Here is a 19,537-nt window from a genome sequence, read left to right as displayed (position 1 = left end):
CACCAGCCGCGGGGTCGCTCCACCCTTAAGGAAAGGCACTTTTCGTGCGTAACACCGCAAAGCTCACCGCCGCCGTCCTCGCCGCCGGAGCCCTCACCTTCGGGCTCACCGCCTGCGGTTCGGGCACCGACTCCGCCTCGAGCTCCTCCGACTACAGCGGACCGCTGATCGTCGCCGCAAGCCCGACCCCGCACGCCGAGATCCTGGACTTCGTCAAGAAGAACCTGGCGAAGAAGGCCGGACTCGACCTGCAGGTCAAGGAGTTCCAGGACTACATCGTCCCGAACACCGCGACCGAGGACGGCTCGGTGGACGCCAACTACTTCCAGAACCAGCCGTACCTCGACGACTTCAACAAGAAGCGCGGCACCCACATCGTGCCCGTCGTCACCGTGCACCTGGAGCCGCTCGGCCTCTACTCCCACAAGGTCAAGAAGGCCGACGCGCTGAAGAGCGGCGCCACCATCGCCGTCCCGAACGACGCCGTGAACGAGGCCCGCGCCCTCAAGCTGCTCGCGGCCAACGGACTCATCACGCTCAAGGACGGCGCGGGCAGCGAAGCGACCCCGCAGGACATCGCCAAGAACCCGAAGAACCTCAAGTTCAAGGAGGTCGAGGCGGCCCAGACCGCGCGCTCCCTGGACGACGTGGACGCCGCGGTCGTCAACGGCAACTACGCCATCTCCGCGGGCATCAAGCCCGCCAAGGAGGCCCTCGTCCTGGAGTCCGCGAAGAACAGCCCCTACGGCAACTTCCTCGCGGTGAAGAAGGGCAACGAGAAGGACCCGCGGGTGAAGAAGCTCGCGGGGCTGCTCACCTCGCCCGAGGTGAAGAAGTTCATCGAGGACAAGTACCAGGGCTCGGTCATCCCGTCCTTCTGAACCTTCTCCTGACGGCACGTATACGGCGTATCGCCACGCACGGGGTCCACTCGCTCACCTGGTGTGGGCCCCGTGGTGCGGTTCCGTGCCGACATGCTGCATGCTGGGCAGTTCAGCAGGCCCCGAAGGTTTTCCGAAGGTTACGGAGTGGCGCATGACTAGCACCTTCCCCAACATCTCCATCAGCACGGAGCGGTTGGTGCTGCGGCCCCTCGACGAGGACGACGTGAACGGGCTTGCCGAGATGATGAACGACGAGCAGGTCGGCGCCTGGACCGACGTCCCCCAGCCCTTCACCGAGGACCAGGCCCGCCACTGGATCACCGAGTACGCCCCGACCGAGCGGGCGGCGGGCCGCGGACTCGATCTCGCCGTCACCGAGTTCCTCACCCAGCGCCTGGTCGGCATCGTCCAGCTCGCCAAGACCAACTGGCACGTGCGGTCCACCGAGCTGTCGTACATCATCGCCCCATGGGCGCGCGGCGAGGGCTACGCCTCGGAGGCCGCGCTCGCCACCGCCCAATGGCTCTTCGGGGACCAGAAGTTGGAGCGCATCGAGCTGCGCACCGCCGCCGACAACACCGCCTCCCAGCAGGTCGCCCAGAAGATCGGCTGTATCAGCGAGGGCGTCCTGCGCAACGCCTGCATAGCCCACGTCCGCGCCGAGGACGGGACCTGGAGCGACGTACGCACCGACTTCATCGTGTGGAGCCTGCTGCCGGAGGACCTCGACGGCGCGGGCGAGGAACTGGCCGACAGCGGCGGTTTCACGACCTTCACCGACTGGAACTGAAACCTGGGGGCTCGAGGGCCCGCACCTGACACCAGGTACCCTCACGGAGCCCGACCTGCGTAAAACCCCTGGAGACCGACGACGATGGCCGACCGTGTCACGGTGATCGGCTGGGACGGCTCGCCCCTGACCGCCGCGGCCCGCTCCGCCCTGGGCGCCGCCACGCTGGTGGCCGGTGCCGCCCACCACCTGGCGCTCCCCGAAGTGCCGCCCCGCGCCGAGCGCATCCGCCTCGGCAGTGTCGAACTCGCCGCCCGCCGCATCGCCGGCCACCGCGGCACCGCGGTCGTACTGGCCGACGGCGACCCCGGATTCTTCGGCGTCGTACGGACCCTGCGCGCACCCGAGTTCGGCCTCGAGGTCGAGGTCGTCCCCGCCGTCTCCTCCGTGGCCGCGGCCTTCGCCCGCGCCGGTATGCCCTGGGACGACGCCCAAGTGGTCGTCGCACACCGCCGCACCCTGCGACGCGCAGTGAATGTGTGCCGCGCCCACACCAAAGTCGCCGTCCTCACCTCACCCGGCGCAGGCCCCGCCGAACTCGGCCTCCTCCTCGAAGGCGTCCACCGCACCTTCGTCATCTGCGAGGAACTCGGCACCGACCGTGAACAGGTCACCGTCGTCACCTCCGACAAGGCCCCCGACCACACCTGGCGCGACCCGAACGTCGTCATCGTCATCGGCGGACCCGCCGGCCCCGGCGTCCCCGGCGAGGGCGGCGGCTGGCTCGCCGGACGCGACCCGGGAGCCGGACCGCGCGGCTGGACACAGCCCGCCGAGGCCTACGACGGCCCGCTCGGCGAGGGCGAGACGGATCTGCTGCGCGCCGCCCAACTCGCCCGGCTCGGCCCGCGTGTGGGGGACCTCGTCTGGGACATCGGCTGCGGCAGCGGCGCCTTCGCCACCGAGGCCGCGCGCGCCGGGGCCGCCGTCATCGCCGTCGACCGGGCCCTGGAGGCCTGTGCCCGCACGGACGCCGCCGCCCGGCACTTCGGCGTCCAGCTGCAGATCGTGCAGGGAACGGCCCCGCACGTCCTGGAGAACCTCCCCGAGCCGGACGTCGTCCGGGTCGGCGGCGGGGGAGCGGCCGTGGTCTCGGCGGTCGCCGACCGCCGTCCGCAGCGCATCGTCACCCACGCCGCCACCCGCGACGCGGCCGAACTGATCGGCCGGGACCTCACCGAACACGGCTACCAGGTCGAGTGCGCCCTGATCCAGTCCGTCGAACTCGACACGAGGGCCTGGACGGAGACGGAGCGGAGCGTCGCGTTCCTGCTCAGCGGAGTACTCCCGGGGCGCACGTCGTGACCCTGGCGCCGTCCCAGTGATCCTGGTTTCTGCCGTCCCGGTGATCCTGTAGTCGTACCGCTCGCGGTAGGCTGGCCGACCGTTGTACCGCACCAGGTGGCCCGGAACTTCGTTCGTCAATGTCCGGAAAACGCGCCCCTTTTGGGGTGGGTGCGGTACGGCAGAACCGGAGGACGCGCAACGTGGCGCAGTCCACAGCGGGTCGTCGCGGATCAACCTGTCGTGACGGAGGAACGGCCGGGACAATGCCACTGAATGGCTTTGTCGCCTTTTGGGGACGGGTCGTTCGTGCCGCTGGGCAGGCACGCTCGTTCTTCACTGCGGGGGCGGTCGGTGCGCCGCTCCCGGTGGGCTGGACGTAGAAGCACTAACCGATGGGCGAGGGGTACGCATGACCGACACCGGCCAGGTCCCGGGCGAGGGGCTGCCGGAGAGCGCAGGCATGGTGGAACAGCCGGGCGTCCACGCGCACGGTGCGTACACCTACCTCTCCGAGACCACCGCCGAGGACGAAGACCTGTTGCTGCTGCCGGGGGCCCAGAGCCCGTGGGGCAACGAGGTCGCCCCGCCCGCGCCGGAGCCGGTCGTCGAGGCCGTCCACGAGCCGGGCCCGCACGAGACGGCGGGCCGCGACAGCGGCTCGGTCGACCTCGGCGGCGTCCGCCTGCCCAACCCGACGCCCGCCCCCGCGCCGGTGACGCCGCGTCGCCCGCTGCACCTCGGCCCGCCGATCCCCGACACCTCGGCAAGCCCGGTCCGCTCCCTCGCCGACCGCGGCCCCGCGGGCGCACCGGTACGCCAGCCCGCCACGCCGGCCACCGGCCCCGAGTACTTCGACGCCCCCCAGCCGCACCAGATGCCTCCGCAGGGCGCGGCCCCTTGGGGCGCCCAGGCGCAGGCCGCGGTGCAGGCAGGGGTACCGGTGAACGCCCAGGCACCGGCTGCGGAAACGGTTGTTCCGGCGGCCGAACCGAGCGCGGAGCCGGCCGCCGCGCAGCCCGTCATGGCCCACGTCGCCACGGAGTCCGCTCCGGCTGCGCAGAGCGGTGACGTCGGCGTGGCCCACGGCCCCGAGGGCGGGCACATTCCGGTGGGGGTGTCCGCCGTGGAAGGCGGGCAGGCCGCCGGGGGCGCCGCGGACGGTCCGGTTGCCGGGGACGGGCACGTCGGTCCAGGCGGGTTCGCAGCCGCGGCGAGTGCGCACGGGGCTCCGGGCGGGTACGCCGCGGACGGCGTGCAGGCGGCTCCTGCGGGAGCCACCGAAGACGTGGAGCAGGGGGCGGTTCCCCCGGTGGCCTCGCACACCGCGCAGGAGGGGCTGGTCGGTTCCGCGCCCGAGGCCGCGCAGACGCCCGTGGCCGGAGTCGCCCCCGAAGGCGGGCGGCCCGCTGCGGCCGTGCCCGGCGTGGAGGCCGCACCCGCTACCGAGCCTGCACCCGAGGCCGTGCCGGTTCCCGGAGCGGCACCCGCCCCGGAGGCCGGACAGGTTCCGGAGGCGGCCCACGCGCCGGAAGGGGCGGCGACGGTTGAGGCCACACCCGAGGGTCTTACGCCTGCGGCTGCCGCGGTCGCCGAGGGGCTTGCGCCAGAGGGCGCGCCGGTCATCGAGCCCGTCACGTCGGAGGGCGCACCGCTCACCGAGGCCGCTGCGCCCGGCAGCGAGCAGCCTGCCGCCGTGGCGCCCGAAGCGCCGCAGGTCGCCGAGGCCGTGGCGCCCGCGAGCGAGCAGTCGGCCCAGGCCGTCGCGCCGGGAGCCGGGCACTTCCCCGAGGCAGTCGCCCACGAGGCCGTGGCCGCCGAGGCCGGTCAGCTCCCCGAGGCCGTCGCACCGGAAGCCGCACAGCTCTCCGCCCCGGCCGCACTGCACACCGAACAGGCGCCTGAAGCAATCGCTCCCGAGGCCGCACAGGCACCCGAGACCACGGCGCCGGACGCCGGCCAAGCTGCCCACGCCGCCGACCTGGCGGCGGCCCAGCCCATCGTTCTGGAGCCCGCCCAGGCTGTCACCGCCGAACCGGCCCAGGTCATCGCCGAGCCCGCCCCGACCGCCGAGGCGCCCACGCACGTGCCCCAGGCCGCGGAGGCCGCCGGAGCCACCCCCTTCCCGGCAGCCCCGGACGCGGCGCAGCCCGTGGCGCCGGCCGGAGACGCAAGCACCGCTCCCGAGCCCTCACCCCTCGTGGCAGCGGAGCGCCAGAGCAGCCCGGTCCAGTCCGCCCAGCACGCACCGTCGCCCGCACAGGACGCCGAAGCGCAGCCCGAGGCCGCTGCCGTCGCCGACCCGGCCCCCGCCGCCGTGCCTCCGGCGCCCTCCGTCCCGGCCGCCGAACCGGCCGACGCGGGTGCCGACCGGGCGCACTCCGCAGAGCCCCTGGCACCCGAGCCGGCCGTAGTCTCCGCCGAGGCCCCGCCCGCACCCCCGGTTGACGAGGCTGCGGACCCGGCCCGACCGGATCCCGCCACGGAGCCCCTCCAGCCGCTCGCCGCGGAGACGGCGGACCCGCAACCGGACGCGTCCCTCGGCCAGTTCGTCCTGGTGGACGGCTCCGTGCCGACCACCCCGCACCTCGCCCCGACCCCACCCCACGCACTCACCCTCCCCCCGGAGGAAGCGCAGGCGCCGGAGCCGATCGTGAAGGTCCCCGCCCCGCGGGAGGCCGACCCCGACCTCGTACAGCACGCGGAGGACCTGGACACCAGGGCCGCCGACCAGGAAGAAGAGAGCACGGCCGCAGTGGAAGAAGTACGACAGTCCACCGGCCCGGCCGCGCCCGCCTACGACGACGCGGAGCGCGAGGCGGTCATGAAGGTCATGCGCGAGCGCCGCGACATCCGCAACGGCTTCCGCAGCGACCCCATCCCGCACGAGGTGTTGCTCCGCGTCCTGGAGGCCGCGCACACGGCCCCGTCCGTCGGCCACTCGCAGCCATGGGACTTCGTCGTCATCCGCTCCGCCGACACCCGCCGCAGCATGCACGAACTGGCCATGCGCCAGCGCGACGCGTACGCGAAGTCGCTGCCGAAGGGCCGGGCGAAGCAGTTCAAGGAACTGAAGATCGAGGCCATCCTCGACACCCCGGTGAACATCGTCGTCACCGCCGACCCGACCCGCGGCGGCCGCCACACCCTGGGCCGCCACACCCAGCCGCAGATGGCGCCGTACTCGGCCGCGCTCGCCGTGGAGAACCTCTGGCTCGCCGCCCGCGCCGAGGGCCTCGGCGTCGGCTGGGTCAGCTTCTTCGACGAGCGCGAGATGGTCCGCGCGCTCGGCCTGCCCGAGCACCTGGAGGTCATCGCCTACCTGTGTGTCGGGTACGTCGACGAGTTCCCGGACGAGCCCGAGCTGATGCAGGCCGGCTGGTCCAAGCGCCGCCCGCTGTCCTGGGTCGTGCACGAGGAGACGTACGGCCGTCGCGCGCTGCCCGGTGAGGAGCCGCACGACCTGCTCGCCGAGACCGTGGCCCAGATCCGTCCGCTGGACGCCAAGGCGCTGGGCGAGGCCTGGGAGCGGCAGAAGCGCATGACCAAGCCGGCCGGTGCGCTCGGCATGCTGGAGATCATCTCCGCGCAGCTGTCCGGGCTTTCGCGCCAGTGCCCGCCGCCGATCCCGGAACCCGCAGCCGTCGCGATCTTCGCGGGTGACCACGGTGTGCACGCTCAGGGCGTCACCCCCTGGCCGCAGGAGGTCACCGCCCAGATGGTGGCCAACTTCCTCGGCGGGGGAGCGGTCTGCAACGCCTTCGCCGGTCAGGTCGGCGCCGAGGTGTGTGTGGTGGACGTCGGTGTCGCTGCCGACCTGCCCGCCACCCCCGGCCTGCTGCCCCGCAAGGTCCGCGCCGGCACCTCCGACATGACGACCGGGCCCGCGATGACCCGCGAGGAGGCCAAGCAGGCCATCGAGGTCGGCATCGAGACGGCCCGCGACCTGGTGGCGGCCGGCAACAAGGCGCTGCTGACGGGCGAGATGGGCATTGCCAACACCACGGCGTCCGCCGCCCTGATCTCGGTCTTCACGGACACCGACCCGGCCGAGGTGACCGGCCGCGGCACCGGCATCAACGACGAGACCCTGGCCCGCAAGACCGAGGTCGTCCGCCGCGCCATCGAGGTCCACCAGCCGGACCCGGCCGACCCCATCGGGGTCCTGGCCGCGATCGGCGGCTTCGAGCACGCGGCGATGGTGGGCCTCCTGCTCGGCGGTGCGTCCCTGCGCACCCCGGTGATCCTGGACGGCGTCAGCGCCGGCGCCGCGGCCCTGGTCGCCCGTGCGATCGCCCCCGAGGTCCTCGCGGCCTGCATCGCGGGCCACCGCAGCGCGGAGCCCGGGCACGTGGCGGCCCTCAACAAGCTGGGCCTCCGCCCCCTGGTCGACCTCGACCTCCGCCTCGGCGAGGGCACGGGCGCCCTGCTGGCCTTGCCGCTGGTCCAGAGCACGGCCCGGGCCATGAACGAGGTGGCGACGTTCGACTCGGCGGGGGTGACCGAGAAGTAGGACAGGAGCGAGAGGGCTCGGGGGAATCCCCCCGAGCCCTCTCGCCCGTGGGTCGGGGGGCAGTCGTTCCGCAGGGCGATGGGGGTCCCCCCGCTCGAGCGCAGCCGAGAGTGGGGGAGGGCGGGCACCGACCCACGCACCCGCGCCCGGCAACGGCGCCCAACCACCGGACACCTGAGCCGCCAAGCCCACCCGACCCTTAAAATCTGCACGTCAGGGCCCCCGCCAAGCCCCCAGAGGAGCCGCACCCTCATGGCCGAAAACCCCGCCTACCCCGTAGGCCTCCGCCTCACCGGCCGCAAGGTCGTCGTCCTCGGCGGCGGCCAGGTCGCCCAGCGCCGCCTCCCGGCCCTGATCGCAGCAGGCGCGGACATCCTCCTCGTGTCCCCGGAGGCGACCCCCTCCGTCGAGGCCATGGCCGACGCGGGCGAGATCACCTGGGAGAAGCGCCCGTACACGACCGGCGACCTCGCCGACGCCTGGTACGCCCTGATCGCCACCAGCGACACCGAGGCGAACACCGCGGCCTCCGCCGAAGCCGAAGCGCACCGCGTCTGGTGCGTCCGCTCCGACGACGCCGACGCCGCCACGGCCTGGACCCCGGCGACCGGCCACAGCGAGGGCGTCACGGTCGCCGTCCTCACCACCGAGGCCCGCGGCCGCGACCCCCGCCACACTGCCGCCATCCGCGACGCGGTCGTCGAAGGCCTGCGCGACGGCACCCTGGTGGCCCCGCACCACCGCACCCGCACCCCCGGTGTCGCCCTCGTCGGCGGCGGCCCCGGCGACCCGGACCTGATCACGGTCCGCGGCCGCCGCCTGCTCGCCGAGGCCGACGTCGTCATCGCCGACCGCCTCGGCCCCCGCGACCTCCTCGCCGAACTCCCGCCGCACGTCGAGGTGATCGACGCGGCGAAGATCCCGTACGGCCGCTTCATGGCCCAGGAGGCCATCAACAACGCCCTGATCGAGCACGCCAAGCAGGGCAAGTCCGTCGTACGGCTGAAGGGCGGCGACCCCTACGTCTTCGGCCGGGGCATGGAGGAGCTGAACGCCCTCGCCGAGGCCGGCATCCCCTGCACCGTCGTCCCCGGCATCTCCAGCTCGATCTCGGTCCCGGGCGCGGCCGGCATCCCGGTCACCCATCGGGGCGTCGCGCACGAGTTCACCGTGGTCAGCGGCCATGTCGCCCCCGACGACGAGCGCTCCCTGGTCGACTGGGCGTCCCTGGCGAAGCTCACCGGCACGCTCGTGATCCTCATGGGCGTCGACAAGATCGGAAAGATCGCCGAGACACTGGTCGCCCACGGCAAGCCGGCCGACACCCCCGTCGCCCTCGTCCAGGAGGGCACCACGGCCGCCCAGCGGCGCGTCGACGCGACCCTGGCGACGGTCGGCGAGACCGTGCGTACGCAGGAGGTCAAGCCGCCGGCGGTCATCGTCATCGGCGCGGTCGTCGGCGTAGGCCCGCAGACGTCCGCGTAACCGCGGGTAACCCAACTCGTACACAGCCGTTGGCACCACACCCAGGACAAGGCAGTATCACCCTGTGGCCGATCTCATCACCGTTGAGGATCCCGACGACCCGCGCCTGCGCGACTACACAGGCCTGACCGACGTGGAGCTGCGCCGCAAGCGTGAACCGGCCGAGGGCCTGTTCATCGCCGAGGGCGAGAAGGTCATCCGCCGGGCGAAGGACGCCGGGTACGAGATGCGCTCGATGCTGCTGTCCGCGAAGTGGGTGGACGTCATGCGCGACGTCATCGACGAGCTCCCGGCACCGGTGTACGCGGTCAGCCCGGACCTGGCCGAACAGGTCACCGGCTACCACGTGCACCGCGGCGCGCTCGCCTCCATGCAGCGCAAGCCGTTGCCGACCGCCGCCGACCTGCTCCAGACCACCCGCCGGGTCGTCGTCATGGAGTCGGTCAACGACCACACCAACATCGGCGCGATCTTCCGCTCGGCGGCCGCCCTCGGCATGGACGCGGTCCTGCTCTCCCCGGACTGCGCGGATCCGCTGTACCGCCGAAGCGTCAAGGTCTCGATGGGTGCGGTCTTCTCCGTCCCCTACGCCCGCCTGGACACCTGGCCCAAGGGCCTGGAGTCGGTCCGCGAGGCGGGCTTCACGCTCCTCGCGCTCACCCCCGACGAGAAGGCCAGGTCCCTCGACGAGGCCGCCCCGCACAAGATGGACCGCGTGGCCCTGATGCTCGGCGCCGAGGGCGACGGCCTGTCCACCCAGGCCCTGGTCGCCGCCGACGAATGGGTCCGCATCCCCATGTCCCACGGCGTCGACTCCCTCAACGTGGGCGCGGCGGCCGCGGTCGCCTTCTACGCGGTGGCCACGGGCCGCCCGGCGGGATAGTCCGGTGCCGAAGCGGGAGGCGATCGTGGCGGTCCTGCACCGGGGCGGCCGGGTACTGGCGATCCGCCGCGGCCCCGGCGTCCCCCGCCCCGGCTACTGGCAGCCCCTCAGCGGCAAGGTCGAACCGGGGGAGACCCAGGAGCAGGCCGTGGTCCGTGAGGTCCGGGAGGAGGTCGGCCTCACCGTCTCCCCCCTCGCCAAGGTCTGGGAGTCGGAGACCGACGACGGTCTCTTCCGCCTCCACTGGTGGACGGCGGACGCGACCACCGGCGAGATCGTCCCCGACCCCGTCGAGGTCGCCGAGACCCGCTGGGTCACCCCCGAGGAGTTCCTGGCGCTGACCCCCGTCTTCGACGGCGACCGCGAGTTCTTCGAAAGAAACCTGCCGGGGCTGTGAGCCCTCAGTCCACGTGGGCGCGCCCCGGCTCCACGTGCTGTTGCCGCTGCGGTACGACACCGTCGCCGCCGCCCAGTCCTCGCGACGGCCCCTGGCACCCCTGTGCCGCGGCGATGCCGAGCGCCACCAGCAGCGTCACGACGACGAACACGAACAGCCGCTGCCGCAGCAACCGCGGATTGGCGGGCCGCCGTCCCGTCCCCGTGGGCCTGGGCGCCGGACGGCCGGTTCCGCTGCGTGGCGCGGGCCGGGCCCCCGTGCCCTGGCGGGGCATGGGGCGCGACCCCGGGGCGGGCCGGGACCCGGAACGCTGGGGCGGCGGGGGGCCACCGCGGGAGCCGCCGTTGCCGCCCCGCGCAGGAGCGGCCCCGCCCCGCACCGGAGGAGCCCCACGCGACCCGGCGGAGGCGCCCCGCGACGGGGGACCTGCCTGCGGGCCGGAGGGACGACGGTGTTCGCGCTGCTGCTCCGGATAGGTCTCGACGAGCCGCCCGGTGGGCCGGTCCGCCTCCGCGGAACGCGGCGCGGGCGGACGCGGGTCGGCAAGCCCCTGCGCCTCACGGGCGGCGATCTCCTTGAGCCGCAGCGACAGCTGAAGCGTGCTGGGCCGCTCCTCGGGGTCCTTCGCCAGACAGGCCCGTACGAGCGGAGCCAGCGCGTCCGGAACGCCGTGCAGCTGCGCCTCTTCGTGTACGACGCGGTACAGCATCACCTCGGAACTGCCGTGCCCGAAGGGCGAGTCACCCATCGACGCGTACGCCAGGGTCGCCCCCAGCGAGAACACGTCCGTGGCCGGGGTGACGGCGGCACCGCGCACCTGCTCGGGCGCGAGGAAACCGGGGGAGCCGACGGCCGTGCCGACATGCGTCAGCGTGGACGCCCCGGTCGCCCAGGCGATACCGAAGTCGATGATCCGCGGCCCCTTCGGGGACAGCAGGATGTTCGACGGCTTGAGATCCCGGTGCACGACACCGGCCTCGTGCACCGCTACGAGCCCCTCGGACAGGGCGGCTCCCACCGCCGCGACGTCCGCGGCACTCAGCGGCCCCTCGTCGGCGACCTTGTCGTGCAGCGACGGGCCGGGCACGTACTGAGTGGCGAACCAGGGCCGTTCGGCGTCGAGGTCGGCGGCGACGAGCCGAGCCGTGCACCCGCCCCGGATCCGCCGCGCGGCGGAGACCTCCCGCGCGAACCGGGACCGGAACTCCTGGTCCTCCGCCAGATCCGGCCGGATGACCTTCAGTGCGACCCGCTGTCCCTTCTTGTCGGAGCCCAGGTACACGACGCCCATTCCACCCGCGCCGAGCCGTCTGTGAAGCCTGAACGAGCCGACGACGCGCGGGTCCTCGCGCCTCAGGCGCATCATCGCCATGTTCATCCCCGCTGCCCGGTCCGTGTGACGTGGCACAGCTTACGTTTCCACGGCCGCCCGCGCGCAGAGGCCGCGCCCTCTCGCCCAGATCGATTGTCAGTGCCGGGTGGGAGACTTGAAGGGTGGTCAGGGACCGGTCGAGCAGGCGGACTTCACAGGTCCGGCGACCTCAACCACCCATCGACGAAGGGGGATTGAACACGTGAAGGGTGATCGCGTGGAAATAGTCGTGGATGCGGGGGACACGACCCGCACCTACGAGGTGGTGGCGAGCAGGGCGGGCCGTCGGGTGGAGACTGCGGTACGCCGAGGTGTCGTGGAAGTGAGCGAAGTCACCCGCAACGGGTCCGTGGTCCGCACGGCCCGCTTCATGGCGAACCGGGTGCTGGCCCTGGTCGAGCAGCCGATCCCGAGGGAGGACGGCTCGGAAAAGGCCGGGCACACCGGGCGTCCCCTCCGGGAAGACCCTGAGACCTAGGACCTCGTCTCCACCCAGGGGAGTACGCCCCAGCTCACGGCTCATCCTCCGGGAGGCCCGGCAATCGGTACGAGGGCATGACGTGCGGCAAGCGCCGGACGCCTAGATTTGAGGTCAAGCGGCGGGTGCAGCACTCGTCCCCCGAGGTCAGACACCCGCCGCTGCCAACGACAACTGAGAACGGTCAGGAGAGGGACCATGGCCCTGACGGCACCGCGGACACTGATCCGCACCCAGGAGCGCACTGCAATCCGCCGCCGCACGGGCCGCCGCCACCCCCTGGTGGCGACGCTCATGGTCCTCCCCCTGGCGGTCCTGCTCTTCTTCGTCTTCGACGGCTGGGAGACAGTGGCCACACAGGCGTCGTCCGTGGGCGTGATGCTGGGGCGCTGAGCGGCGACCCCAGGCCCGGAAGAGCGGTCCGGGCGGGGACATCCACCCATGAAACCCCGTGGGGACGGGGGTGCGGCGGACGGCAAAAATGCCGGCGCAGCTGGGGAGCTGCGCCGGCATTGCTTTTTCCCCCTCCCGACCACCGATGACATGTGGCCAGGCGTCGGTCAGGCATTCTCAGCCCGTCCGGCGTTTGAGGGTGAGGCCGTTCAGGCCGATCGGGGTCCGGGGCGGAGCCCCGAAACGGGGTGCTGGGGCGGAGCCCCGCGAGGGGTTCTCAGGGTTCAGGACGGAGTCCCGCGAAGGGGCAGGCCGTACGGGCCGGGGCTGGCCCCCGCACTCGCGGTGCTGGGGCGGAGCCCCGCCAGGGGTGCAGGGGACGCAGCCCCCGCCCGGGTTCGGGGGCGGGGTCGAAGGGCCGGCAGCCCTTGGGTATGGGACGGGTAGGGGCGGCGGAGGCGCATTCATCAGCGGCCCCCGGCCACGGGCAGCCCAACCACCGCCGAGCGCCATACCCACCCCCACCACCCCGCCGTACCCTCGCGAGAGACCCGCCGCCCCCAGGGAGCCCCGTGACCACCCCCTTGCTCACCGAACTGACCATCCGAGCCAAGGCCGAGGCCCACTCCCGCACGGACACCTGCCCCTGCGGCGCAGCCACCCTCGCCGACCGCCCCGACGCCACCGTCGTCCGCCACGCCGACACGGTCGCCAAGGCCCACGCCCCCCACACCTCCCGCGCCGACCTCACCCCCCGCCTCACCACCGCCACCCACCTCCCCGGCATCCTCCTGCCCCCGCTCGCCCCGACCCCCGTCGACCTGCACGGCCGCCTCGTCACGTTCTGGCCCTACGGCACCCCCGTGGACCCGGACGCCCCCGAGGCCGCCCCCTGGGAGCCCGCAGCCACCCTCCTCGCCCGCCTCCACCGCACCCCCGTCGAAACCCCCCTCCCGTCCATGCGAGGCCCCGCCAAGGCCGCCCGAGCCGTCGCCCGGCTCAGGGCAACAGCCGCCGCCCACCCCGCCACCGCACCGGTCCTGCAGGCCTGGGACACCCTCCCGCCCTGGGCCCGGGCCGAGGCCCCCATGCCGGACACCACCACTCTGTGCCACGGCGACCTCCACCTCGGCCAGCTGGTCCGCCACCCCGCCCCCGACGGCCCCTGGCTGCTCATCGACGTCGACGACCTCGGCACCGGCGTCCCCGCCTGGGACCTGGCCCGCCCGGCGGCCTGGTACGCCTGCGGCCTCCTCCCACCGCACGAGTGGCTCCGCTTCCTCACCGCCTACCGCACGGCCGGCGGCCCGGCCGTCCCCGCCGACGGCGACCCCTGGCCCGCCCTGGACGTCCCGGCCCGCGCGCTCACGGTGCAGACGGCCGCCCGCGCCACAGCCAAGGCAGCGGCGCAGGACCGCCCCCTGGACGAGGTCGAAGTGTCCATGATCGACGCATGTGCCCGAATGGCTGCCCTGCCGCCGGAGTTGACCCCGGAATTCGCGAAGTAGGGTGCAACCGACCGCCCCCTGACAGAGTCTGTCCTGGCGAAACGCGAAGCAGGACCGACCGGCGAGGAGTTGAGCCGACCATGCAGTGTCCGAAGTGCCATGCGCCGATGCACACGTACAACCGCAACGGTGTCCAGATCGAGCAGTGCAGCGGCTGCCGCGGGATCTTCCTCGACTACGGCGAGCTGGAGGCGCTGACCCGCCTGGAGTCCCAGTGGTCCCAGCCCGCGCCGCCGCCCCCGCCCGCCCCGCAGGCGTACCCTGCCCCGCCCGCCCCCGCCTGGGGCGCCCAGCACGGCGGCCACGGAGGTCACTACGGCGGCCACCACGGCGGTCACCACCGCCACAAGAGCTTCGGCCACATGCTGTTCTCCAGCTGACGGCACACGACGAAGCCCCCGGCCGTACGAGACGGCCGGGGGCTTCGGCTGGTGCGCGATACTGGGATTGAACCAGTGACCTCTTCCGTGTCAGGGAAGCGCTCTCCCGCTGAGCTAATCGCGCAGGTGAACAGGTGCACCTGCATGTGATGCGTACTGCGTGCGCGATACTGGGATTGAACCAGTGACCTCTTCCGTGTCAGGGAAGCGCTCTCCCGCTGAGCTAATCGCGCGGGTGTGGATCTCGCCGTACGTGCTGGAAGATCCAGTGGACGATACTGGGATTGAACCAGTGACCTCTTCCGTGTCAGGGAAGCGCTCTCCCGCTGAGCTAATCGTCCTTGGAGGTGGAGACGGGATTTGAACCCGTGTAGACGGCTTTGCAGGCCGTTGCCTCGCCTCTCGGCCACTCCACCAGGAGTGCAGGGGCTCGGGAAGATCCCCTGTTTCCATCGAGCGGACGACGAGGCTCGAACTCGCGACCTCAACCTTGGCAAGGTTGCGCTCTACCAACTGAGCTACGTCCGCTTGTCGTTTCGGTCCGCTCTCGCGGCCCGGCGACGAGTTGAACTCTAGCGGATTCCCGGGCCAGCACAAAAACGCGTTTGCGCAGCGTGCTGCGCTGCACCTGCTCGCGTACATGGTCAGGGCCCCCGAAGGGACACGGCAGGGCCACCTTCACGACACCCGCCCTAGACTCGACTGCGTGCTCGACCTCCCTCCTCTCGCCCGCTTCGGTGACCGCGTCGCCACCGGACTCCTCGACGTCACCAGCGATCCCGCGGCCCTCGACTCCACCGGTTTCTGGGCCGTCGTGGCGGACTTCGAGGGCCGGCTGACCTGCGCCCGCTTCCGGGACGTACGAGTGGAGCCCGTGCCCGCCCCGGTGCCGGGAGAGTGGCGGGGACCGGCCGCCGGTGACTGGAAGTCCTCGCTGGACCACGGCGCGTACACGGCCGGTGTGCGCCGGATCCGCGAGCACATAGCGGCCGGCGAGGTCTATCAGGCGAACCTCTGCCGGGTGCTCTCCGCGCCCGTCGCGCCCGACGCGGACGTGGACGCACTGACCGCGCTGCTGGCCCGCGGCAACCCCGCACCGTATGCAGGAACGATCCGGCTGCCCGGGTACGGGGTCGAGATAGCGACCGCCTCGCCCGAGCTCTTCCTGCGGCGCGACGGCCGTGTCGTGGAGTCCGGGCCGATCAAGGGCACCGGGCGCACCGAGGCGGACCTCCTGGAGAAGGACTACGCCGAGAACGTGATGATCGTGGATCTGGTCCGCAACGACATCGGGCGTGTCTGCGCCACCGGCAGCGTGAGCGTCCCCGATCTGTGCGCCGTCGAGAAGCACCCTGGGCTCGTCCATCTCGTGTCGACGGTCCGCGGCGAGCTGCGGGCCGGCGCCGGCTGGCCCGAACTGCTCGACGCGGCCTTCCCGCCCGGATCGGTCACCGGTGCGCCCAAGTCCAGCGCCCTGCGGATCATCGACGCCCTGGAGACGGCGCCCCGCGGCCCGTACTGCGGCGGCATCGGCTGGGTCGACGCGGACCGGGGAGCCGGCGAGCTGGCAGTCGGCATCCGCACCTTCTGGATCGACCGCGCCGAGGGCGTCCTGCGCTTCGGGACGGGCGCCGGCATCACCTGGGGCTCCGACCCGGAGGCGGAGTGGCGGGAGACCGAGCTGAAGGCGGCCCGACTGCTCGCGGTAGCGTCGGGGACGTACGAGGTGAGTGGAGAGGGACTACAGACGTGAAGATCTGGCTCGACGGCGGGCTGCAGGACATCGAGTCCGCCCGCGTCTCCGTCTTCGACCACGGGCTGACCGTGGGCGACGGCATCTTCGAGACGGTGAAGGCGACGAACGGGAAGACGTTCGCGCTGACCCGGCACCTCGACCGGCTGACCCGCTCCGCGCGCGGCCTCGGCCTGCCCGACCCCGACCACACCGAGATCCGCCGCGCCTGCGCCGCCGTCCTCGAGGCCAACCCGATGCCGCTCGGCCGGCTGCGCATCACCTACACCGGCGGCCACGGCCCGCTCGGCTCCGACCGCGGTGAGCACGGCCCGACCCTCGTCGTCGCCCTGGGTGAGACCACCCGCCGCCCCGACTCCACGGCCGTGATCACGGTCCCGTGGACCCGCAACGAACGCGGCGCCCTCACCGGCCTGAAGACGACCTCGTACGCCGAGAACGTCGTCGCCCTCGCCCGGGCGCACCAACACGGCGCGTCGGAAGCCCTGTTCGCGAACACCGTCGGGCAACTCTGCGAGGGCACCGGCTCGAACGTCTTCGTCGTCCTCGACGGCGAGATCCACACCCCGCCGGTCGCCTCGGGCTGCCTCGCGGGCATCACGCGCGCGTTGGCCGTCGAGTGGACCGGCGCCAAGGAGACCGACCTGCCGCTCGACGTCCTGGAGCGTGCGGACGAGGTCTTCCTCACCTCCACCCTGCGCGACGTCCAGGCCGTGCACCGCGTCGACGACCGCGAACTGCCGGGCGCACCGGGCCCGGTGACCGCCAAGGCCATGCGGATCTTCGACGAGCGGTCCGGCGAGGACCTGGATCCGTGACAGCTCGGGAAAACAGGCTGCCGACGGGCGGGTCAGGCGGGTAGAACACCCCTGATGACCACGACCCTGCGGCCGATCGAGCCGCTTCAGCACAACGCCGACGGGACGCGTTCGCGCCGTTTCCAGGTGTGCGTGAACAGCCGGCCGGTGGGCGCGATACACCTGGGCACGTCCGCTGCCTTCGGTGACAAGGCCGCCCACATCCTCGACCTGCGGATCGAGGAGCCGGACCGCCGCCGCGGCCGGGGCACCGTGGCCGCGCTCGCCGCGGAGGAGGTGGCGCGTGGGTGGGGGTGCACGCGGATCGAGGCGACCGTCCCTGCGGGGGCCGGGGCGGTGCTGCGGCTCAGCGAGGTGCTCGGCTACGTCGTGCGCAATCGCGGAATGGAGAAGCGCCTCGCACCGACCGCACCCGAACTGCCTGAGGGCAGCCGGGCCCGCCCCATGACGGAGGCCGAGTTCGTCATCTGGCAGGAGCACGAGTCGGAGGACTACGCCCGCACCTTGATCGAGCGGGGCGTGCCGGAGGCCGATGCGTACGACAGGGCACGCCGTGACCACGAGAGGCTGCTGCCGGACGGACTGGCGACCGAGAACGCCACGTTCAGCGTCCTCGAACACGAGGGCACGCGCTTGGGCATCCTGTGGCTGGCGCTGCGCGGGGAGAAGGCCCATGTGTGCGACGTGGAGGCCGATGCCGCACACCGCGGACACGGCCACGGCCGCACGCTCATGCTCCTGGCCGAGATCCAGGCACTCGCCGCGGGCCGTGACGTCGTCAGTCTGAACGTGTTCGCCGGGAATACCCCGGCCGAGCGGCTCTACGACTCACTCGGCTACCGGACGACGCAGTACACCCTGTACAAGCCACTGCTCTGAGCGGACCCGCGCCCCGTCGGGGCGCGGGCTGTGCCGATCCGCGGCTCCGCCGCGGGGCGCGACCAGCCCCGACGGCGCTGCGGACGACAATCCATGGCCCTGCATTGGCCGTGCATTCCGCATTCCGCGGAGCGCCGTGCAACTGGTCAGGCTCCCGCCTCGGCCAGCAGCCGGTCCACGATCTCCTCGATCCGCTCCCGCAGCCCCTCCTGGCTCTTGCCGCCGTCCAGGCGCTGACCGTCGATGACGTACGTCGGGGTACCGGTCACGCCGATCGCCTTGCCCTCGGCCTGGTCGGCGTCGACGATCAGGATGTGCCGGCCGTCGATCAGCGCGGTGTCGAACTCCTCGGCGTCCAGACCGAGTTCGGCGGCCACCTCGACCAGGAAGGGTTCTCCCTTACGGTCCAGCTCCTCGACCCGCGCCAGCACGGCCTCGACGTAGGCCCAGCCCTTTCCCTGCTCGAGGGCCTCCTCGGCGGCCTGCGCGGCGGCGAAGGCGTGCTTGTGCTTCTCCAGCGGGAAGTGCCGCAGCCGCAGCTCCAGCCGGTCGCCGTAGCGGGCGCGCAGCGCACGCAGATCGTCGAGGGCGCTACGGCAGTCCGAGCACTGGAGTTCGCACCAGACGTCGAGGACGGGCGCGGCGGGAGGCACGGGGGAGGAGTCGCTCATGCCGTCAGTCTCCCAGTTCGGACGCGGTCGACCCAATCGGAGCCCGGCCTCGGTGACCTGGGCCCGGGACCCTGATCCACAGCCGGGGGAGTGCCCGGGACCGGCACCTTCGGAGGAGCCGACCCGGAGATGTCCCTGATGTCCGCCAGGACCATGGCCGCGCGGGGTCCGGGCGGTGCAGGATGGAAGGGACGAAGTGCCCCTGCCCGATCGAGCCCTGCCTGGAGGACCGGATGATTGCCGAGACCGTCTGTTCCGCCGTGTCCGCGGCCGGCCTGGGCATCGCGGCGGTCACTGCGTACCGCAAGCGCTTCCTGGCAGCCGCCCGCATCGCCGCCTACTCACTCGTCCCCATCGGTCTGGTGATGACCGGCACCGTGCAGTGGCTGGCGGACACCGCCTTCAGTCCGACGGCCTGGGCGGGCTTCGGCGTGCTCGGCGCCGCCTGGCTGCTGTTCTCCACCACGCGCGCAGTGGAGCGCCGCCGGGGCGGCACCCGCAAGGAGCGCAGGGAGGCCAGGGCCGCGGGGCAGCGCGAGGCGGTCGCTCCGACGGCGTCCGCGCCTTCCCTGGGCCCGGGTGCCCGTCCGGCGACGCGGCCGGCGAGTACGACCCGCACTCAGTCGGCGGACGACTTCAGCGACATCGAGGCCATCCTCAAGAAGCACGGCATATGACGGGCGCATGACGACTGAAACGACACAGTGGATCAAGGCTGTGGCGTGAAATGATCACGACCCGAACCGGACTTCACGGAATCCGGCGAACTGCCGGTCATTCCGGGCGTGTTGAGCGCACCGGACCTGCGGAGTGCGCCATCATCGCCGCGAGATGCTGGACACGGAACACGGCGATACCGCGCCGCCGAAGGACGAGCCGCGCGGATGCCTCTTCGCCCTTTCCCAGCCACCGCTGATGATCTTCCTTGCGGTGATCGGGTGTCTGCTGCTCATGGCCTCGTTGCACGACCTGCTGATGCTGTGAGCCGTACCCGTGGTCCCCTGCGCCACCCGCCGGGGACCACGTCGACATCCTTGTCCGGCGGCTCG

18 protein-coding genes and 5 tRNA genes are annotated in these 19,537 nt (G+C 72.6%); 16 read left to right on the top strand and 7 right to left on the bottom strand.

Annotated elements, in window-relative coordinates; genetic code table 11:
- Positions 1 to 44: 44 nt before the first annotated feature.
- From ACFY1E_RS14035 to ACFY1E_RS14005, 7 genes are all read left to right on the top strand, one after another.
- Positions 45 to 881, top strand: coding sequence for a MetQ/NlpA family ABC transporter substrate-binding protein (locus ACFY1E_RS14035; RefSeq protein WP_389075274.1), 837 nt, complete (start codon positions 45 to 47; stop codon positions 879 to 881).
- 154 nt (positions 882 to 1,035) lie between these two features.
- Positions 1,036 to 1,674 (top strand): GNAT family N-acetyltransferase, encoded by a 639-nt coding sequence (locus ACFY1E_RS14030; protein WP_389075271.1) that lies wholly within the window; start codon positions 1,036 to 1,038, stop codon positions 1,672 to 1,674.
- An 84-nt stretch (positions 1,675 to 1,758) separates the two neighbouring features.
- A complete protein-coding gene (gene cbiE, locus ACFY1E_RS14025; RefSeq protein WP_389075270.1) occupies positions 1,759 to 2,979 on the top strand; it encodes a precorrin-6y C5,15-methyltransferase (decarboxylating) subunit CbiE in 1,221 nt (406 codons plus the stop codon).
- A 391-nt stretch (positions 2,980 to 3,370) separates the two neighbouring features.
- A complete protein-coding gene (cobT, locus tag ACFY1E_RS14020; protein WP_389075267.1) occupies positions 3,371 to 7,471 on the top strand; it encodes a nicotinate-nucleotide--dimethylbenzimidazole phosphoribosyltransferase in 4,101 nt (1,366 codons plus the stop codon).
- Between the two features lie 252 nt (positions 7,472 to 7,723).
- Positions 7,724 to 8,956: a uroporphyrinogen-III C-methyltransferase gene (gene cobA, locus ACFY1E_RS14015; RefSeq protein WP_389075265.1), complete on the top strand. Its 1,233-nt coding sequence runs from the start codon at positions 7,724 to 7,726 to the stop codon at positions 8,954 to 8,956.
- A 64-nt stretch (positions 8,957 to 9,020) separates the two neighbouring features.
- The gene (locus tag ACFY1E_RS14010) at positions 9,021 to 9,839 is read left to right on the top strand and encodes a TrmH family RNA methyltransferase (protein WP_389075262.1); all 819 of its coding nucleotides are present in this window, start codon (positions 9,021 to 9,023) and stop codon (positions 9,837 to 9,839) included.
- Positions 9,840 to 9,843: 4 nt separating this feature from the next.
- Complete coding sequence (locus ACFY1E_RS14005) at positions 9,844 to 10,236, top strand: NUDIX domain-containing protein (protein ID WP_389075260.1); 393 nt, start codon at positions 9,844 to 9,846, stop codon at positions 10,234 to 10,236.
- A gap of 4 nt (positions 10,237 to 10,240) precedes the next feature.
- On the opposite strand, the gene ACFY1E_RS14000 is transcribed toward ACFY1E_RS14005, so the two are convergent.
- Positions 10,241 to 11,614 (bottom strand): protein kinase, encoded by a 1,374-nt coding sequence (locus ACFY1E_RS14000; protein ID WP_389076020.1) that lies wholly within the window; start codon positions 11,612 to 11,614, stop codon positions 10,241 to 10,243.
- A gap of 196 nt (positions 11,615 to 11,810) precedes the next feature.
- On the opposite strand from ACFY1E_RS14000, the gene ACFY1E_RS13995 reads away from it, so the two are divergent.
- The 4 genes from ACFY1E_RS13995 (at position 11,811) to ACFY1E_RS13980 (ending at position 14,367) form a co-directional block, all read left to right on the top strand.
- The gene (locus ACFY1E_RS13995; RefSeq protein WP_344405710.1) at positions 11,811 to 12,086 is read left to right on the top strand and encodes a hypothetical protein; all 276 of its coding nucleotides are present in this window, start codon (positions 11,811 to 11,813) and stop codon (positions 12,084 to 12,086) included.
- A gap of 198 nt (positions 12,087 to 12,284) precedes the next feature.
- Positions 12,285 to 12,479, top strand: a complete 195-nt coding sequence (locus ACFY1E_RS13990; protein ID WP_389075257.1) for a hypothetical protein — start codon at positions 12,285 to 12,287, stop codon at positions 12,477 to 12,479.
- Between the two features lie 572 nt (positions 12,480 to 13,051).
- Positions 13,052 to 13,987: a phosphotransferase family protein gene (locus ACFY1E_RS13985; protein WP_389075256.1), complete on the top strand. Its 936-nt coding sequence runs from the start codon at positions 13,052 to 13,054 to the stop codon at positions 13,985 to 13,987.
- An 80-nt stretch (positions 13,988 to 14,067) separates the two neighbouring features.
- On the top strand, positions 14,068 to 14,367 hold the full coding sequence (locus ACFY1E_RS13980) for a zf-TFIIB domain-containing protein (RefSeq protein WP_115909298.1): 300 nt from the start codon (positions 14,068 to 14,070) through the stop codon (positions 14,365 to 14,367).
- Between the two features lie 49 nt (positions 14,368 to 14,416).
- Here the strand turns inward: ACFY1E_RS13980 and ACFY1E_RS13975 are convergent.
- From ACFY1E_RS13975 to ACFY1E_RS13955, 5 genes are all read right to left on the bottom strand, one after another.
- Positions 14,417 to 14,491: transfer RNA gene (locus ACFY1E_RS13975), tRNA-Val, on the bottom strand.
- A gap of 37 nt (positions 14,492 to 14,528) precedes the next feature.
- Positions 14,529 to 14,600 (bottom strand) — tRNA-Val (locus ACFY1E_RS13970).
- Between the two features lie 36 nt (positions 14,601 to 14,636).
- Positions 14,637 to 14,708 (bottom strand) — tRNA-Val (locus ACFY1E_RS13965).
- Position 14,709: 1 nt separating this feature from the next.
- Positions 14,710 to 14,783, bottom strand: a tRNA-Cys gene (locus ACFY1E_RS13960).
- 39 nt (positions 14,784 to 14,822) lie between these two features.
- Positions 14,823 to 14,895 (bottom strand) — tRNA-Gly (locus ACFY1E_RS13955).
- 178 nt (positions 14,896 to 15,073) lie between these two features.
- On the opposite strand from ACFY1E_RS13955, the gene ACFY1E_RS13950 reads away from it, so the two are divergent.
- From ACFY1E_RS13950 to ACFY1E_RS13940, 3 genes are read left to right on the top strand one after another with little or no spacing between them, the layout of a single operon-like run.
- Positions 15,074 to 16,120 carry a chorismate-binding protein gene (locus ACFY1E_RS13950; RefSeq protein WP_389075253.1) on the top strand — a complete coding sequence of 349 codons (1,047 nt, stop codon included), beginning with the start codon at positions 15,074 to 15,076 and terminating at the stop codon, positions 16,118 to 16,120.
- Positions 16,117 to 16,938 carry an aminotransferase class IV gene (locus tag ACFY1E_RS13945; RefSeq protein WP_389075251.1) on the top strand — a complete coding sequence of 274 codons (822 nt, stop codon included), beginning with the start codon at positions 16,117 to 16,119 and terminating at the stop codon, positions 16,936 to 16,938. Before ACFY1E_RS13950 ends, ACFY1E_RS13945 begins: the two co-directional genes overlap by 4 nt.
- A 54-nt stretch (positions 16,939 to 16,992) precedes the next feature.
- Positions 16,993 to 17,817: a GNAT family N-acetyltransferase gene (locus ACFY1E_RS13940; protein WP_389075248.1), complete on the top strand. Its 825-nt coding sequence runs from the start codon at positions 16,993 to 16,995 to the stop codon at positions 17,815 to 17,817.
- A gap of 146 nt (positions 17,818 to 17,963) precedes the next feature.
- Here ACFY1E_RS13940 and ACFY1E_RS13935 read toward each other — a convergent pair whose 3' ends face one another.
- Complete coding sequence (locus tag ACFY1E_RS13935) at positions 17,964 to 18,488, bottom strand: DsbA family protein (RefSeq protein WP_389075246.1); 525 nt, start codon at positions 18,486 to 18,488, stop codon at positions 17,964 to 17,966.
- A 233-nt stretch (positions 18,489 to 18,721) separates the two neighbouring features.
- On the opposite strand from ACFY1E_RS13935, the gene ACFY1E_RS13930 reads away from it, so the two are divergent.
- Together ACFY1E_RS13930 and ACFY1E_RS13925 are read left to right on the top strand one after the other, a co-directional pair.
- Positions 18,722 to 19,165 carry a hypothetical protein gene (locus ACFY1E_RS13930; RefSeq protein ID WP_389075243.1) on the top strand — a complete coding sequence of 148 codons (444 nt, stop codon included), beginning with the start codon at positions 18,722 to 18,724 and terminating at the stop codon, positions 19,163 to 19,165.
- 154 nt (positions 19,166 to 19,319) lie between these two features.
- The gene (locus ACFY1E_RS13925; RefSeq protein WP_180292031.1) at positions 19,320 to 19,472 is read left to right on the top strand and encodes a hypothetical protein; all 153 of its coding nucleotides are present in this window, start codon (positions 19,320 to 19,322) and stop codon (positions 19,470 to 19,472) included.
- Positions 19,473 to 19,537: the final 65 nt, after the last annotated feature.

The sequence above is a fragment of the Streptomyces sp. NPDC001604 genome (genome assembly GCF_042893475.1).
GTDB lineage: Bacteria > Actinomycetota > Actinomycetes > Streptomycetales > Streptomycetaceae > Streptomyces.
The sequence above is the reverse complement of the archived record's forward strand: the minus strand, read 5'-3'. Positions and strand labels throughout refer to the sequence as shown.